Origin of the sequence: Sphingobium tyrosinilyticum (assembly GCF_042654265.1) — a bacterium.
Classification (GTDB): domain Bacteria; phylum Pseudomonadota; class Alphaproteobacteria; order Sphingomonadales; family Sphingomonadaceae; genus Sphingobium; species Sphingobium tyrosinilyticum.
Genome location: NZ_JBHSFZ010000013.1, coordinates 1 through 14,169 on the forward strand (window position 1 = coordinate 1; position 14,169 = coordinate 14,169).

Sequence of the window (14,169 nt, forward strand, 5' to 3'; positions counted from 1 at the left end):
GTCATGCCAGGCTGGCCTCCTCGTCCAGCTGACATGGTGAATCACATTTCTGAGCGAAGGGGAATCCCAATGATTCAGTCCGGTCAGATTTTGCTCTAGAACGAAGGTGGATGAGCTTCGACAAGCTCATCCCGAACGGAGGCGAAGGTTGCGCCGATGAGAAGGCTTGCGTTCGTGGGAAATCCCATGTAACCGCGCGCCTTCGCTATTTTTCGCATCCATGGCCGGTCGGAAACCGGCCCATCGACGGAGCAGATTCATGAAGGCCGATACGCATCCCGATTACCACTTCATCACCGTCCAGATGACCGACGGCACCACCTTCCGTACCCGCTCGACCTGGGGCAAGGAAGGCGACACGCTGGCTCTCGACATCGATCCCAAGTCGCACCCGGCCTGGACGGGTGGTCAGCGTCAGCTGGAGCAGGGCGGCCAGGTGGCGCGCTTCAACAAGCGTTTCGGCGGCCTGACGCTGAAGAAGTAATCGCTCCGTTCGACGGACGAATGAGAAGGTTGCCCTCCGGGGCGCCCTTTTTGTTTGCAGGAAGCGCAATGTTGGAGGTCAGGTGAGAACGTCGGTATAGCGCGTGCCGCTTCTCGACTTCGCTTGAAGCGAACGGATGAGCGGGAAAGCCTCAGGTTCTCCGGAGTGAACCGCCGCTGTCAGCCCGCCCGATCTTCATCCAGAAACGCGGCCACATCCGCCAGCACGACATCCTTCGACAGGAACGTCTGTCCGATGCCTCGTGCAAGCAGGAAGGGCAGCGTGCCCGCCGCCATCTTCTTGTCATGCAGCATATGCGCGACCAGTGCTGCGCCATCACCTGTGACATGAGCGCTGGCGAGGTCGTAGGGCAGGCCCACGGCTTTCAAATGTTCCGTCACCCGCTCGGCATCGTCGGGAGCACAGAGCCCGAGGCGTGCCGAATAGCGGAAGGCGAGAGCCATTCCGGCCGCAACGCCTTCTCCGTGCAGAAGCCTGTCGGAAAAGCCGGTGTCGGCCTCCAGCGCGTGACCGAAGGTGTGGCCGAGGTTGAGCAGGGCGCGGCGTCCGGACGTCTCTCGCTCGTCATCGGCGACGATCGCCGCCTTTGCCTGCACGCTGCGTTCGATCGCAAATTCCCGTGCGGCGCGGTCACCTGCCAGCAGGCGCGCGCCTTCAGTCTCGCACCAGGCGAAAAAGTCCGGATCGTCGATCAGTCCATATTTAACGACTTCGGCATAGCCCGCTCGCGTCTCCCGCCGCGGCAGACTGTCGAGCGTCGATGGATCGATCAGCACGAGGCTGGGCTGGTAAAAGCTGCCGACCAGGTTCTTGCCCGCGCGGGCGTTGATCGCTGTCTTGCCGCCCACCGAACTATCAACCTGGGCAAGCAGGGTGGTGGGCAGTTGTATGAAGTGACAGCCACGCTTCAGGATTGAAGCAGCAAAACCCACCAAATCGCCGATGACGCCACCGCCGAGCGCCACGACATGATCGCCGCGCTCGACTTCCAGCGTCAGCAACTGGTCGAGCAGTTGCTCCAGATGCCGCCAGCTCTTCGTCTGTTCACCCGCTGGCAGGATGATCGGCTCTACAGCGATCCCGACGGCGCGCAATGCGCCCTCCAGGCGCGGCAGCTGCGCCTTCGCCACATTCGCGTCGGTCACCACCACCAGCCGCCCGTTGCGCGCATATCGCGCCAGGTGCTCACCGGCCCGGCCCAGCGCATCCTGTTCGATGACGATATCGTAACTGCGCGCATCCAGCGCGACGCGGACTAATGCCATGCGACCAGTTTCTCCAGGATGCGCTCGACCGCCACTTCATGGGGCGCGGCGATGCTCTTCACATGAATGGGGGCGAGTGCGTAGAAAGGATTGCGCGCGGCGGCGAGTTCGGTCAGCACTACGCGCGGGTCCTTGCCTTTCAGTAGGGGACGACCCTCTCGCCTGGAGACGCGATCGACCAATGTGTCGATGTCGGCGTCCAACCACACGGCCGTCGCCCGCTCCAGGATCAACGTGCGCGTCTCTTCCTGCATGAAAGCGCCGCCGCCGGTCGCGATCACCTTGGGCTCATCATCCAGCAGTCGGGCGATTACGCGCCGCTCGCCATTGCGGAAATAGGATTCGCCATAGCGTCCGAACATTTCGGTGATCGTCATGCCCGCAGCCCTTTCGATCTCCTCGTCAGCGTCCACGAACGCAAGGCCGAGGCGCGCCGCGAGCCGCCGTCCGACGGTCGATTTTCCCACGCCCATCATGCCGATCAGGACGATCGGGCCGCGCTTAGACTGAGGGGACACGGATTTGCTGTTTCGCTGCATGGCGGAGGGGGCTATACATCCCCCCGTCGCAGAGGCAAATCGCATCTTTCCTCAACTTTCCGGCTCGGCCGCACAAGGATCCATGAGAAGCAATCGTTCCTTCAGCACCTTCGATAGCAGTTCACGCCGTCGGGGGTCGCGCCTGCCCATCATTCCCATCATCCTGATCGTCCTGCTTATCGGCCTGGTCGCGCTGCTATGGTCGCGCGGCGGGGAACGCCCGCAGCAGCGCGTGGAAAAAGCCATTCCCGCCGAAAAGCTGGGCAAATAAAATTATGCGTCAAAGCCGGGTGAATGCGAAATGGGCGCTGGGTACGCTCACGCTCGCTCTCGCGCTGCCGGTGATCGCGCAGGAAGCTCCGGAATCGCTCCTGCCGCCGGGTTTCGGCGAAGCGCCCGAAGCGCCGCCTTCCTCCGGGCCGCAGCCTGCCCGGCCAACGGGTCCGGCCAGCCCTACGCCGATGATCCAGCCATTGCCGCCGAGCGTCGAGGCTCCGGCTGACAATGCGGTGATGAATGCGGCGGATGAGGCTCTGTCCGAAGAAGAGCTGGCGGCGCAGAAGCAGAAATATGACCTGCCCGAAGATGCGCATAGGTCGCTGGACCGCGTAGGCCCGCTGAAGCCGGAGCAACTCGGCTTCGGATCTGACGCCTTTGGTGGCCGATCAGGTCTTTTTCTTGCAACTCTGATGAAGGAAACGCGCGCGCCAATCACGTCGCGCTGGGCCTCCATCCTGCTGCGCCGCGCTCTGTTGTCCGCCACAGACACGCCGCGTGACATCAATGGCGCGGATTGGGTAGCCGAGCGCGCATGGCTGTTGCTTCGCATGGGCGAGGCCGACAGCGCGCGGCTGTTGGTGCAAAGCGTCGATTCCGATCAATTTACGCCCCGTCTCTATGCGGTGGCGATGCAAACCTACCTTGCGACGGCGGACCCGGCCGGCCTTTGTCCTCTTTCGGCCGGCGCGCTGCGCTACAGCAAAGAGCCGGGCTGGGATATGACCCGGGCCATCTGCCCTGCTTTGTCCGGGGATCAGGGCTCGTCCAGCGCTGCGCTCAATCAGGCGCAGCGGCGAGGGGTGGTTCGCGGCATCGACTATCGACTTGCGGAGAAGGTCGTCGGCACCGGCTTCAATGCCCGGCGGTCGGTGAAGATCGAATGGGACGCGGTCGATCGGCTGACGGCATGGCGCTTTGGCTTGGCGACCGCCCTCAACGTCGAAATCCCCGAGCCGCTCTACGCGACCGCCGGTCAGCATGTACGGGCGTGGGAGGCGCGCGCGCCTGCGTTGAGCGCGGTTCGCCGCTTGCCGGGGGCTGAGGCTGCAGCGCGGCTGGGTGTCTTTTCGAACAAGGCGCTGGTCGGCTTCTACAGCCAGCTTGGTGCGGATGGCGATGCCGCTCCGGAGGTCGCCGACCGGATCGAAGCTCTGCGAACCGCCTATCGGGGCCCGTCGGCCGAAGAACGGTTGCAGGCGATGCGCACCATTTGGCGCGACAATGCCAGGCCTGATTTTGTCGGATTGATCGCCACCGCGCGTGCTGCCGCAGCCTTGCCGATCACCGCCGTCGAGGCGCGCGACGCCGCCAATCTCATCGCCGCCATGTTGACGGCGGGCTATGATCGTAGCGCTGTCCGCTGGAGCGGAGTGGCGCGTCAGGCCGAAGGCGACGGTGCGGGGGATCTATGGGCGCTGCTCGCGGTCGGCGCGCCGAGCGCTGTCGTCGATATCAGCGAGGGACGCGTATCGTCCTTCACGGAAGAAGCTGGCGGCCGGAGAGGGCAGATGCTGATCGCCGGTCTAGCCGGTCTAGCCCGCCTCAATGCGCAGGCGGTCGCATCGCTGGCGCAAGATAATGGGCTCAATCTCGCTGCCAACAGCCGCTGGGCGCGAGCAATTGGCCAAGCTGCTTCGCGTGGGGAAAAGGCGACCGTGGCGTTGCTGGCGGCGGTCGGCATGCAGACTGCCGATTGGGCGCGCCTACCACCGACGCATCTTTATCATATCGTCGCGGCGCTGCACCAGGTCGGGCTCGATCCCGAAGCGCGCATGATCGCGGCGGAGGCAATCAGCCGGACCTGACGCCCATGGGAGAAGATGCCGCTCTCATCGATCGCTTTCTGGAGATGATGGCAGCCGAGCGAGGGGCATCGCGCAACACCTTGCTCGCCTATCGCGCCGATCTGGAGGGTGCGGGAAGCCTGCTGAACGGTCTGTCCCTGGCGACGAAGGATGCGATCGCCGGGCTGGCGGCCGCATGGGCGGAACTCGCCGCTTCCTCGGTCGCGCGGAAGGCTTCGGCGCTTCGGGCCTTTTACGGCTTTCTGGAGGAAGAAGGACTAAGGGCGGACAATCCATCTTCCGCACTGCCGCGCCCTGTGACGCGGCGGCCGCTACCCAAGATATTGTCGGCGCAGGAAGTCGATTCCCTCTTCGCCCTGATCGAACAAAAGTTGGCCGTGGAGCATCCCGCGCCTCTCGACCTGCGACTCTCTGCGCTCATCGAACTGCTTTATGGGTCGGGCCTACGAGCCACCGAACTGATGTCCTTGCCGCGTCGTGCGCTGGCCGCCGACCGGCCGTTCCTCATCCTGAAAGGCAAGGGTGCGCGGGAAAGGCTGGTGCCCATTTCCGATCGCGCACGGGCGGCCGTCGCCGCCTGGCTTGCCCATGTGCCCGCCGACAGTCCCTGGCTTTTCCCGTCGGGCAAGAGCCATGTCAGTCGCATCCGCCTGTATCAGATGGTGAAGCAACTCGCCGCGGCGGCAGGCATCGCGCCGGAACGGGTGAGCCCCCATGTGTTACGGCACGCCTTCGCCTCCCATTTGCTGGAAGGCGGGGCGGATCTGCGCGCGCTCCAGTCCATGCTGGGGCATGCCGATATCGGGACAACGCAAATCTACACCCATGTCGATAGCCGCAGGCTGGTCGAACTGGTCAACAGCCGCCATCCACTGGCAACGATGCGCCATCGTTTCGTTGACGACGAGGCATCTGCGCCCTAACGCCGTCGCCCATGGTTAGCTTTCTGGAATTTGAAAAGCCTATCGCTGAGCTTGAGGCGCGCGTCATCGAATTGCGCGCGACGGCCAGCGCTGGCGATATCGACATCGGCGGCGAGATCGACAAGCTCGAGCAGCGCGCCGCCAAGATGCTGGTGGACACCTATGCCAAGCTGACGCCTTGGCAGAAGACGCAGGTTGCGCGCCATCCCGACCGCCCGCATTTCAAGGACTATGTGGCGGGCATGTTTGACAATTTCATGCCGCTGGCCGGTGACCGCGCCTTTTCCGACGACCAGGCGATCATCGGTGGTCTGGCGACGCTGGGCGAACGGCGCATCATGGTGATCGGCCATGAAAAGGGCGACGACACCGCCAGCCGCGTCCGTCACAATTTCGGCATGGCCAAGCCCGAAGGCTATCGCAAAGCCATCCGCCTGATGCAGTTGGCGGACCGTTTCGGCCTGCCGGTGGTGACTTTGGTCGATACATCCGGAGCGTTCCCCGGCGTGCAGGCCGAGGAGCGCGGCCAGGCGGAAGCTATTGCCCGCTCAACCGAGCAGTGCCTTGCCCTGGGCGTGCCAATGGTCGCGGCCGTGGTGGGCGAAGGTGGTTCTGGCGGCGCGGTCGCGCTGGCGGCGGCGAACCGCGTGTTGATGTTCGAACATGCGGTCTATTCGGTCATCTCGCCCGAAGGCTGCGCATCCATTCTCTGGCGGACGGCCGACAAGGCGAGCGATGCCGCCACGGCCATGCAGGTGACGGCGCAGCATCTGAAGGGGCTGGGCGTCATCGATCGGATCGTGCCCGAACCCACCGGTGGCGCGCATCGTGAGCCGGTGCAGGCAATCGCCAATCTGGGTGCGGCGATTGGTGAAGAACTGGACTTGCTCACCGGCCTCAGCCCCCAAGACCTGCGGACTGACCGCGCCGACAAGTTCCTCGCGATCGGAGCCTGAACTTCCCGGCCGTTGGGAACATGCGCCTGCCAATCTCGTTACGTGCTGGTAACAGGCTGAGCATGTGGGAGGAGGCATGAACAAGGGAATTGCATGGATTTGCGGCGCGACGGGCATGGCCGCCGCTCTTGCCGCGCCGGCGGTGCTGGGTCAGCAGCGTGCGATCCGGACAGTCTCATCGATCAGCGCGCAGGACAAGGCGAGCGGAGCGAAACAGCATCCGCAACTGCTCAATGAATTTGGCGGGGCTTATGCCGGGCCTCAGGCGAAATATGTGGAGACGGTTGGCCGCCGCATTGCGGTGCAGTCCGGCCTCTCCAATGCGCAGAGCGACTTCACGGTCACTCTGCTGAACTCACCGGTCAATAACGCCTTCGCGATCCCGGGCGGCTATGTCTATGTGACGCGCCAGCTCATGGCGCTGATGAATGACGAGGCGGAACTGGCGGGCGTGCTGGGTCATGAAATAGGCCATGTGGCGGCCCAGCATGGACAGCGGCGGCAGCAGGCGGCGCAGCGCAACGCGATCGGCGGCACGCTGCTACAGGTGCTGACTGGCGCTTTGCTCGGCGATTCGTCTTTCGCGGGGCTGCTGCAGAAGGGAATCGGTACGGGCAGTCAGTTGCTGACGCTCAAATTCTCCCGTTCACAGGAATATGAGGCAGATGATCTCGGCATCCGCTACCTTGCGGCCGGCGGTTATGACCCGCGCGCTCTTTCGACCATGCTCGCGTCCCTCGCCGCTCAAAGCAGTCTAGATGCGCGCGTGACGGGCAATGCCCGTTCGGTGCCAGAGTGGGCGAGCACGCACCCTGACCCCGGGTCCCGCGTCGGCCGCGCCGCGCGTAATGCCGCAGGGCAGAGGGGGACTTCCGGCGCACGTAACAAGGAAGCGTTTCTGACGGCGCTGGATGGCGTGCTCTATGGCGACGACCCGCGACAGGGCGTCATCGAGGGAAGCCGTTTCCGTCATCCCGACCTGCGCCTGTCCTTCACCGCACCTTCCGGCTTCGGCATGGAAAATGCCGCTGACGCTGTGTCCGTGTCGGGATCAGGCGGGCAGGCACAGTTTGGCGGCGCCTCCTATTCAGGGGATTTATCTGCCTATATCAATTCCGTCTTTGCCAAGCTGGGCGGCAGCAACAGCCGCGTGCCCGAAGGGGAAGTGCGGCGCACTACTGTAAATGGCATCCCTGCAGCCTGGCGCACGATCCGGGCGAGTACCCAGTCGAGCCAAGTTGATGCGACAGTGTTCGCCTATGATTTCGGCGGCGGGAAGGCCTATCATTTTCTCCTGCTGACTGCGGCAGGGCAGGGCATCGGCCCCTTTTCCTCTATGGTGCAGTCCGTTCAGCGCCTCTCGCCGCAGGAAGCTGCCGCAATCAAGCCGCGGCGCATCAGCGTCGTCACCGTGAAGTCCGGCGACACCGTACAGTCACTCAGCCAGCGCATGGCCTATCCCAATTATCAGTTGGATCGCTTCCTCACACTCAATTCCCTGACTGCACAAAGCGTGCTGCGCCCCGGCCAGCGGGTGAAGATCATCATTTAGCGGACGGCGGCTGCCCTCGCTTGGGAGGAGATGCAAAAGAAAAGGCGGCGGAATTGCTTCTGCCGCCTTTCTTTCGCAATGACGTGGACCTTACTTCAGGTTGCCGCCGACATTGTTGAAGGTGTTGCCCAGCTTGCCGCCGAGGCTGGTCATCGCGCCGATGGCGGCGACGGCGATCAGAGCCGCGATCAGGCCGTATTCGATGGCCGTTGCACCCTTTTCGTTCTTCAGCATCTTACGCACGAACTGCATTTGAAGTCTCCTTGACGTATGTTCCCGATTACTACCCGGCCGCCCCGCTTCGAATTAGGTCAGCAATGGACGGTTTATGCGGGTTAGGTTGACAAAGATTTAATAGAGCACCGAAAGTGTCAGATATTGATGGTTAATGCGCGAGAACTTCCGTCGCGACATTGTTCCACATGCCGATCGTCTTGTTCGCGACGTTCGACAGCGCAGCGATCATGGCGAGGCAGATCAGCGCCAGGATCAGCCCATATTCAACTGCGGTAGCCCCCCGCTGACATTGCAGCAGTCCCAACCGGGATATGCTTTCGATCAACCCGCGCATGCCACCACCATTTGTTGCAGACAGCCCCGCTTGGCCTTGTAAAAGAGCCAGAGTTAACAAACCCCTTTGCTGGATCGATATGACGATAATTTCTCCGCTGCTGGTGGTCGCCGCTGCCCTGGTCGATGCCGATGGGCGCGTGCTGCTGCAGCAACGCCCGCCGGGAAAGGCGATGGCCGGGCTTTGGGAATTTCCCGGCGGCAAGGTGGAAACGGATGAAACGCCGGAATCCGCTTTGATTCGGGAACTGGAGGAAGAACTGGGCATCCGCACCCACGCCAGTTGCCTCGCGCCAGCGGCTTTCGCCAGCGAAGCGCTGGGCGATCGGCATTTGCTCCTGTTGCTCTACGTCTGTCGCAAATGGCAGGGCCTGCCCCAAGCGCGACACGCGACTGAGTTGAAATGGGCGAGGCCCAGCCAGATGTACGCGCTGGAAATGCCGCCAGCGGACCTGCCGCTGATCGGTTTGCTCGATTCGCTGATTTGATGGAAGGGGCGGGGCGCGGCCGGATGCGCTACCCCGCCCGGCTGATCAATCTTCGGCTGCCTTGCTCTGCAGCTGGATATAATTCTGGATGCCCATGCGTTCGATCATCTCGAACTGGGTTTCCAGCGTATCGACATGCTCCTCCTCGCTTTCGAGGATCGACTGGAACAGGTCGCGGCTCACATAGTCGCGTACCGTCTCGCAATGCGCGATGGCGTCCTTGAGGACCGGCAGCGCTTCATATTCCAGCTCAAGGTCTGCCTTCAGAACCTCTTCGACCGTCTCGCCGATTTTCAGCCGGCCGAGCAGCTGGAAATTGGGCAAGCCGTCCAGGAAAAGGATGCGCTCAGCCACCTTGTCGGCGTGCTTCATCTCATCGATGGATTCTTCATATTCGAACTTGGCCAACTTCTCGATGCCCCAATGATTGAGCATGCGATAGTGCAGGAAATATTGGTTGATCGCGGTCAGCTCATTCTTGAGGACCTCGTTCAGATAATCGATGACCTTGGAATCGCCCTTCATGGCGCATTGCTCCGGCTTATTGGAATGAAGCCGTAACTATAGCCTATTTCGTCGCTATGTTAATCCGAAAGCCTCGGAAATCCGCCATTTCTGCGGCTCGCTATTGCGTCGGCTTTGCGATTGGCGGGGTCATATGATTGCGGCTGATCCGCAATAGTGTCAGGCGGTAGCTCGCTCAGCGGCAATGATCGTGCGGGCGAAGGGAACGCATTGACCGCATTTGGGGCGACGGCCCAGCCGGGCGTAGGCGCTACAGGGCGTGTCGGCACCGCCGCGCACGGCTTCCTTCAGATCCTTTTCGCGAATGGCATTACAGACACAGACGACCATGAGGCTCTCCCTGGACTCGAGAAATAGCCTAGATGATAATGGGTCGCAATAGAATATCAGATGCTGTTGCGAATCTTTTGCGTTTTTCCTCGGGCGACGCTGCGCCACAGCCACTCCGCCGGCCCGACCGCGAATCGCGATAGCCAAGCGGTGGACCAGACCAGCATGGCCAGCCATGTGCAGATCACCAGCAGCGGCAGTTCGGCAGGGCGCAGTTGCGCGAAAAGCCCCAGACCCCACCCGTAAAAGACAGCGCACATGATTAGGCTGGTGCCCAAATAGTTGCTGAGCGCCAGCCGCCCTGTGCGCGCGATCGCCATCATTACGCGCCGTTCCTTATTCAGCGCCAGCACCCACAAGATGAGCGCAGCCCAACCGACGGCCAGCGGAATCCGGAAAGGAAAGGACCATGCGAGCGCCGTGCCCAGGGCGGGAAGCGCTGGAAAATCACGCAGCATAAGCCACGCAGCGAGCGCCGCCATCGGCGGCAAGCCGATCAGAAAACAGTGCCGGGCAGTGCGCCGATATTGTTCCGCATCCCACCGTCCCGCGAGGAACCCGCCCTTCAGCATGGCCATGCCCATCAGCATGAAGCCCAATGTGTCAAAAGCCGTGAACAGGAATGTCCACCACCATTCGCTGGCATAAAGATTTAGATGATGCGCGACGATCGCCCCGAAACCGCTGCGATAGGTCGCGATTTCCTGGTGGATGGCGGGATCGTCGGGATTGATGAAAGGGCCGGTGAATTGCGCGAAGCCTTCGCGGATGCTCTCTGCCGCACCCGGGGCAGCAGCGGCGTGGGCCCAGCCATAAAGGCTGACGATGAAGGCGGCGCAGATCAGAAAATGAGCGAGAAAGCACAGGAACGCCCATTTCAGCAGCGAGAGCGGCTCCTGCCGGATGAACATTAACGCGGCCAGCCCGACCACCGCATAGGTCATCAAAATGTCGCCCCACCAGAGCAGCAGATAATGAGCGAGGCCGAAGACGAACAACCAGGCCGCCCGTATGATCTGGGCGCGGCGGCCGCTGCGGCCCGCCATCTCCTCACGGTCGATCAGCAGCAGCATCGATGCGCCGAAAAGCATGGAAAACAGCGCGCGCATCTTGCCGTCGAAGAAGAGGAAGCTGACCAGCCAGAACAGCTTGTCGGCCCATGACAGTGGTCCTACCGCCGCCGGGTTAAAATAGGCGGTTTGCGGCAGGGCGAAGGCGGTGATGTTCATCCACAATATGCCCATCACCGCGCAGCCGCGCAGCACGTCCATGGCGGCAATACGGGACGAAGGAGCAGTCATGCAGCGGGCGTTCCTCAAAGATACTGGCAAAGCGGGCAGCGCTCTGTCATGCGACTAGCCATGAACAGCGGCCGCAAGCAACGGATAAGCGATGCCTTCGGCGCGGCGGCAAATCATTATGACGACCATGCCGGGCCGCAACGTGCGGCTGCGGCGCTGGTCGCCGACCTGGCCCAGCGGCAGAAATCCACAGGCGTGGAGCGCATTTTGGAGATCGGGTGCGGCACCGGTCTGTTGACGCGGCACATCCAGGCGCGATGGCCCGGCGCGGAACTGGTTGTCACAGACCTTTCACCCGACATGCTTGCGCGAACGGCGAAAGGCGCCTTCGTTGCGGGCACGTTTTTCACCATGGATGGCGAAGCGCCTCCCTTCGAGGGGGAGTGGTTCGACCTCATCCTCTCCAACCTCGCCTTTCAGTGGTTCGATAATCTGCCAGAGGCGCTGGAGCGGTTGACCCGGCTGCTGCGGCCGGGCGGAAGTCTGATCTTCTCGACCATGGGGGAAGGGAGCTTTGCGCGGTGGCGGCAGGCACATGAGGAATGCGGGCACGTGGCTGGAGTGCCGGTCTATCCTGACTTGGCAAAGCTTCGCACGATATTGGCGCGCTATGAAGATGCCTTCGCTTTTGACGAGGAATATCTGCTTTCCAGCAGCAGCGCGCGGGGGCTGGTGCGGCACCTTAAGGGGATTGGTGCGGTGGTACCGAGTGAGGGAAGGCAGCCCCTCGCTCCGAAAGACTTGCGCCAAGTGATGGCGGCCTTCGACGAAGCGGGCGGCGACGACATTTACCAACTGCTCTTCGGCAGAATCACCCGGCCAGACGTTTGACGAATTCCGCCATGCCGAACCTGGTCCAGCATGACGGCGGCGTTGGTCCCCTTACAGTTCTGCGTCCATCAGAGCCGGGAAGAAGCCCTCATGCGCAGAGCGCAACGCATCGAGCGCCACGCCCGCCACCTTGTCACCGCCGGCCGTACCGATCCGCACAGCGCCGGGGATTTCGACGCCCTGTGCTGCCGCAACGACATAGCGGCCCTGGTCCTCGCCAAAGGCGCTCGCGGTCGTCAGTTGCACGCTCAGTCCGGCGCCGATGCTGCCGGCCAGCGCCATTTCCGTCACGGCGACCAGCAGACCGCCATCCGAAATGTCATGCACCGCATTGACCTTGCCGTCTGCGATCAGGGCCCGCACCGCTTCGGCATTGGCACGCTCCGCCTCGAGATCGACCTTCGGCGCGTCGCCCGCTTCCCGACCGGCGATCTCACGCAGCCAGATCGACTGGCCCAGATGTGAACCCTCGCCGCCAATGACCCAGATCGCGTCGCCTTCATTCTTGAAGGCCACGGTCGCCATCACGTCGATATTCTGGAGGAGGCCAATGCCACCGATCGCGGGGGTGGGCAGGATCGCCGATCCACCGCCAGTCGCCTTGGACTCATTGTAGAGGCTGACATTGCCCGACACGATCGGGAAGTCGAGCGCGCGGCAGGCGTCGCCCATGCCTTCAAGGCAGCCGGTGAACTGCGCCATGATTTCCGGCCGCTGCGGATTGGCGAAGTTCAGACAGTTGGTGACGGCGAGCGGGGTCGCGCCAACGGCGCTGATGTTGCGATAGCATTCCGCGATCGCCTGCTTGCCGCCTTCATAGGGGTCGGCATAGCAATAGCGGGGCGTACAGTCGGTGCTGATCGCAATGCCCTTTTGCGTGCCATGGACGCGAACGACGGCTGCGTCACCACCGGGGCGCTGCACCGTATCTGCGCCGACCATGTGGTCATATTGCTCCCAGATCCAGCGGCGTGAGGCGATGTCTGGCGAACCCATCAGCTTGATGAGATCCGCGCCAATGTCCGCGCTTTCGGCGATCTGGCCCAGCGGCTTGACGCCCGACCACGCCTTATATTCGTCCTTCGGCATCGCCGGACGGTCGTAGAGCGGCGCATCGTCGGCCAGCGGCGCGAGCGGGATGTCGCACACCGTCTCGCCCTTGTGAATCAGCACCATGCGGCCGGTATCCGTCACATGGCCGATCACCGCGAAGTCCAGTTCCCATTTATGGAAAATGGCTTCGGCAAAGGCTTCGCGGCCGGGCTTGAGCACCATGAGCATCCGCTCCTGGCTTTCCGACAGCATCATTTCATAGGCCGTCATGCCGGTTTCGCGCTGCGGCACGTCATCCATGTTGAGTTGGATGCCCACGCCGCCCTTCGATGCCATCTCCACCGAAGAGGAGGTAAGGCCCGCCGCGCCCATATCCTGGATGGCGACGATCGCGTCGGATGCCATGAGTTCAAGGCAGGCTTCGATCAGCAGCTTCTCGGTGAACGGATCGCCGACCTGCACGGTCGGGCGCTTGGCATCGGCATCATCGCCGAAGTCTGCGGAGGCCATGGTCGCGCCATGGATGCCATCCCGGCCGGTCTTCGACCCGACATAGACGATCGGATTGCCGATGCCCGACGCCGCGGAATAAAAGATCTTGTGGGTGTCCGCGACGCCCACGGTCATTGCGTTGACGAGAATGTTGCCGTCATAGGCCGGGTGGAAATTTACCTCGCCGCCCACGGTCGGTACGCCCACGCAATTGCCGTAGCCGCCGATGCCATGCACCACGCCGCTGATGAGATGCTTCATCTTCGGATGATCAGGCCGTCCGAAACGCAGCGCGTTCATGTTCGCCACCGGACGCGCGCCCATGGTGAAGACGTCGCGCAGGATGCCGCCCACGCCCGTTGCCGCGCCCTGATAGGGTTCGATGTAGCTGGGGTGGTTGTGGCTCTCCATCTTGAAGATCGCCGCCTGCCCATCGCCGATATCGACGACGCCTGCATTTTCGCCGGGGCCGCAAATCACCTGTGGGCCCTCGGTGGGCAGCTTCTTCAGGTGAATGCGGCTGGATTTATAGGAGCAATGCTCCGACCACATGACCGAGAAGATGCCGAGTTCCGTCAGATTCGGCTCTCGGCCGAGGGCGTTCAGAACGCGGTCATATTCTTCCGGCGAAAGGCCATGTTCGGCGACGATTTCCGGGGTGATCTGGGTGGCTGCGGTCGACATGAGCGCGCCTTTAGCCGGGGCGCGGCGGATAGACAATCCTTGGCCAGCGCAAGTCGGGAAAACATGCTATT

At 62.6% G+C, this 14,169-nt stretch carries 16 protein-coding genes; 8 read left to right on the plus strand and 8 right to left on the minus strand.

Annotation, left to right across the window (positions count from 1 at the left end):
- Window positions 1-259 precede the first annotated feature (259 nt).
- Window positions 260-484, plus strand: coding sequence for a 50S ribosomal protein L31 (gene rpmE, locus ACFO3E_RS07850; protein WP_037461922.1), 225 nt, complete (start codon window positions 260-262; stop codon window positions 482-484).
- A gap of 179 nt (window positions 485-663) precedes the next feature.
- Here rpmE and aroB read toward each other — a convergent pair whose 3' ends face one another.
- Together aroB and ACFO3E_RS07860 are read right to left on the minus strand one after the other, a co-directional pair.
- Window positions 664-1,770, minus strand: a complete 1,107-nt coding sequence (gene aroB / locus ACFO3E_RS07855) for a 3-dehydroquinate synthase (protein ID WP_066524412.1) — start codon at window positions 1,768-1,770, stop codon at window positions 664-666.
- Window positions 1,761-2,309 carry a shikimate kinase gene (locus tag ACFO3E_RS07860; protein ID WP_066524410.1) on the minus strand — a complete coding sequence of 183 codons (549 nt, stop codon included), beginning with the start codon at window positions 2,307-2,309 and terminating at the stop codon, window positions 1,761-1,763. The genes aroB and ACFO3E_RS07860 overlap by 10 nt, the downstream gene beginning before the upstream one ends.
- Window positions 2,310-2,391: 82 nt before the next feature.
- Here ACFO3E_RS07860 and ACFO3E_RS07865 point away from each other — a divergent pair, with 82 nt between their 5' ends.
- The 5 genes from ACFO3E_RS07865 (at window position 2,392) to ACFO3E_RS07885 (ending at window position 7,824) form a co-directional block, all read left to right on the plus strand.
- Window positions 2,392-2,580 carry a hypothetical protein gene (locus ACFO3E_RS07865; protein WP_066524409.1) on the plus strand — a complete coding sequence of 63 codons (189 nt, stop codon included), beginning with the start codon at window positions 2,392-2,394 and terminating at the stop codon, window positions 2,578-2,580.
- Window positions 2,581-2,584: 4 nt separating this feature from the next.
- Window positions 2,585-4,393: a hypothetical protein gene (locus ACFO3E_RS07870; protein WP_066524407.1), complete on the plus strand. Its 1,809-nt coding sequence runs from the start codon at window positions 2,585-2,587 to the stop codon at window positions 4,391-4,393.
- A gap of 5 nt (window positions 4,394-4,398) precedes the next feature.
- Window positions 4,399-5,316 (plus strand): tyrosine recombinase, encoded by a 918-nt coding sequence (locus ACFO3E_RS07875; protein WP_066524405.1) that lies wholly within the window; start codon window positions 4,399-4,401, stop codon window positions 5,314-5,316.
- A gap of 11 nt (window positions 5,317-5,327) precedes the next feature.
- Complete coding sequence (locus ACFO3E_RS07880) at window positions 5,328-6,272, plus strand: acetyl-CoA carboxylase carboxyltransferase subunit alpha (RefSeq protein ID WP_066524403.1); 945 nt, start codon at window positions 5,328-5,330, stop codon at window positions 6,270-6,272.
- Window positions 6,273-6,348: 76 nt separating this feature from the next.
- Complete coding sequence (locus ACFO3E_RS07885) at window positions 6,349-7,824, plus strand: M48 family metalloprotease (RefSeq protein WP_066524402.1); 1,476 nt, start codon at window positions 6,349-6,351, stop codon at window positions 7,822-7,824.
- A 90-nt stretch (window positions 7,825-7,914) separates the two neighbouring features.
- On the opposite strand, the gene ACFO3E_RS07890 is transcribed toward ACFO3E_RS07885, so the two are convergent.
- Window positions 7,915-8,076, minus strand: a complete 162-nt coding sequence (locus ACFO3E_RS07890) for a Flp family type IVb pilin (protein ID WP_066524400.1) — start codon at window positions 8,074-8,076, stop codon at window positions 7,915-7,917.
- Window positions 8,077-8,209: 133 nt separating this feature from the next.
- Window positions 8,210-8,395, minus strand: a complete 186-nt coding sequence (locus ACFO3E_RS07895) for a Flp family type IVb pilin (RefSeq protein WP_066524397.1) — start codon at window positions 8,393-8,395, stop codon at window positions 8,210-8,212.
- 79 nt (window positions 8,396-8,474) lie between these two features.
- Between ACFO3E_RS07895 and ACFO3E_RS07900 the strand changes: the two genes are divergently transcribed.
- A complete protein-coding gene (locus ACFO3E_RS07900; protein ID WP_380803611.1) occupies window positions 8,475-8,882 on the plus strand; it encodes a (deoxy)nucleoside triphosphate pyrophosphohydrolase in 408 nt (135 codons plus the stop codon).
- 45 nt (window positions 8,883-8,927) lie between these two features.
- Here the strand turns inward: ACFO3E_RS07900 and bfr are convergent, their stop codons facing one another.
- The 3 genes from bfr to ACFO3E_RS07915 all read right to left on the minus strand — a co-directional run bounded on the left by bfr (window position 8,928) and on the right by ACFO3E_RS07915 (window position 11,038).
- Entirely contained in the window at window positions 8,928-9,407 is a 480-nt protein-coding gene (bfr, locus tag ACFO3E_RS07905) for a bacterioferritin (protein WP_066524391.1), read from the minus strand.
- 159 nt (window positions 9,408-9,566) lie between these two features.
- The gene (locus tag ACFO3E_RS07910; protein WP_066524390.1) at window positions 9,567-9,737 is read right to left on the minus strand and encodes a (2Fe-2S)-binding protein; all 171 of its coding nucleotides are present in this window, start codon (window positions 9,735-9,737) and stop codon (window positions 9,567-9,569) included.
- Between the two features lie 56 nt (window positions 9,738-9,793).
- Window positions 9,794-11,038 (minus strand): DUF418 domain-containing protein, encoded by a 1,245-nt coding sequence (locus ACFO3E_RS07915; RefSeq protein ID WP_066524389.1) that lies wholly within the window; start codon window positions 11,036-11,038, stop codon window positions 9,794-9,796.
- Between the two features lie 60 nt (window positions 11,039-11,098).
- Between ACFO3E_RS07915 and ACFO3E_RS07920 the strand changes: the two genes are divergently transcribed.
- The gene (locus tag ACFO3E_RS07920; protein ID WP_380803615.1) at window positions 11,099-11,869 is read left to right on the plus strand and encodes a methyltransferase domain-containing protein; all 771 of its coding nucleotides are present in this window, start codon (window positions 11,099-11,101) and stop codon (window positions 11,867-11,869) included.
- Between the two features lie 51 nt (window positions 11,870-11,920).
- Here ACFO3E_RS07920 and purL read toward each other — a convergent pair whose 3' ends face one another.
- Entirely contained in the window at window positions 11,921-14,098 is a 2,178-nt protein-coding gene (gene purL, locus ACFO3E_RS07925) for a phosphoribosylformylglycinamidine synthase subunit PurL (protein WP_380803617.1), read from the minus strand.
- Window positions 14,099-14,169: the final 71 nt, after the last annotated feature.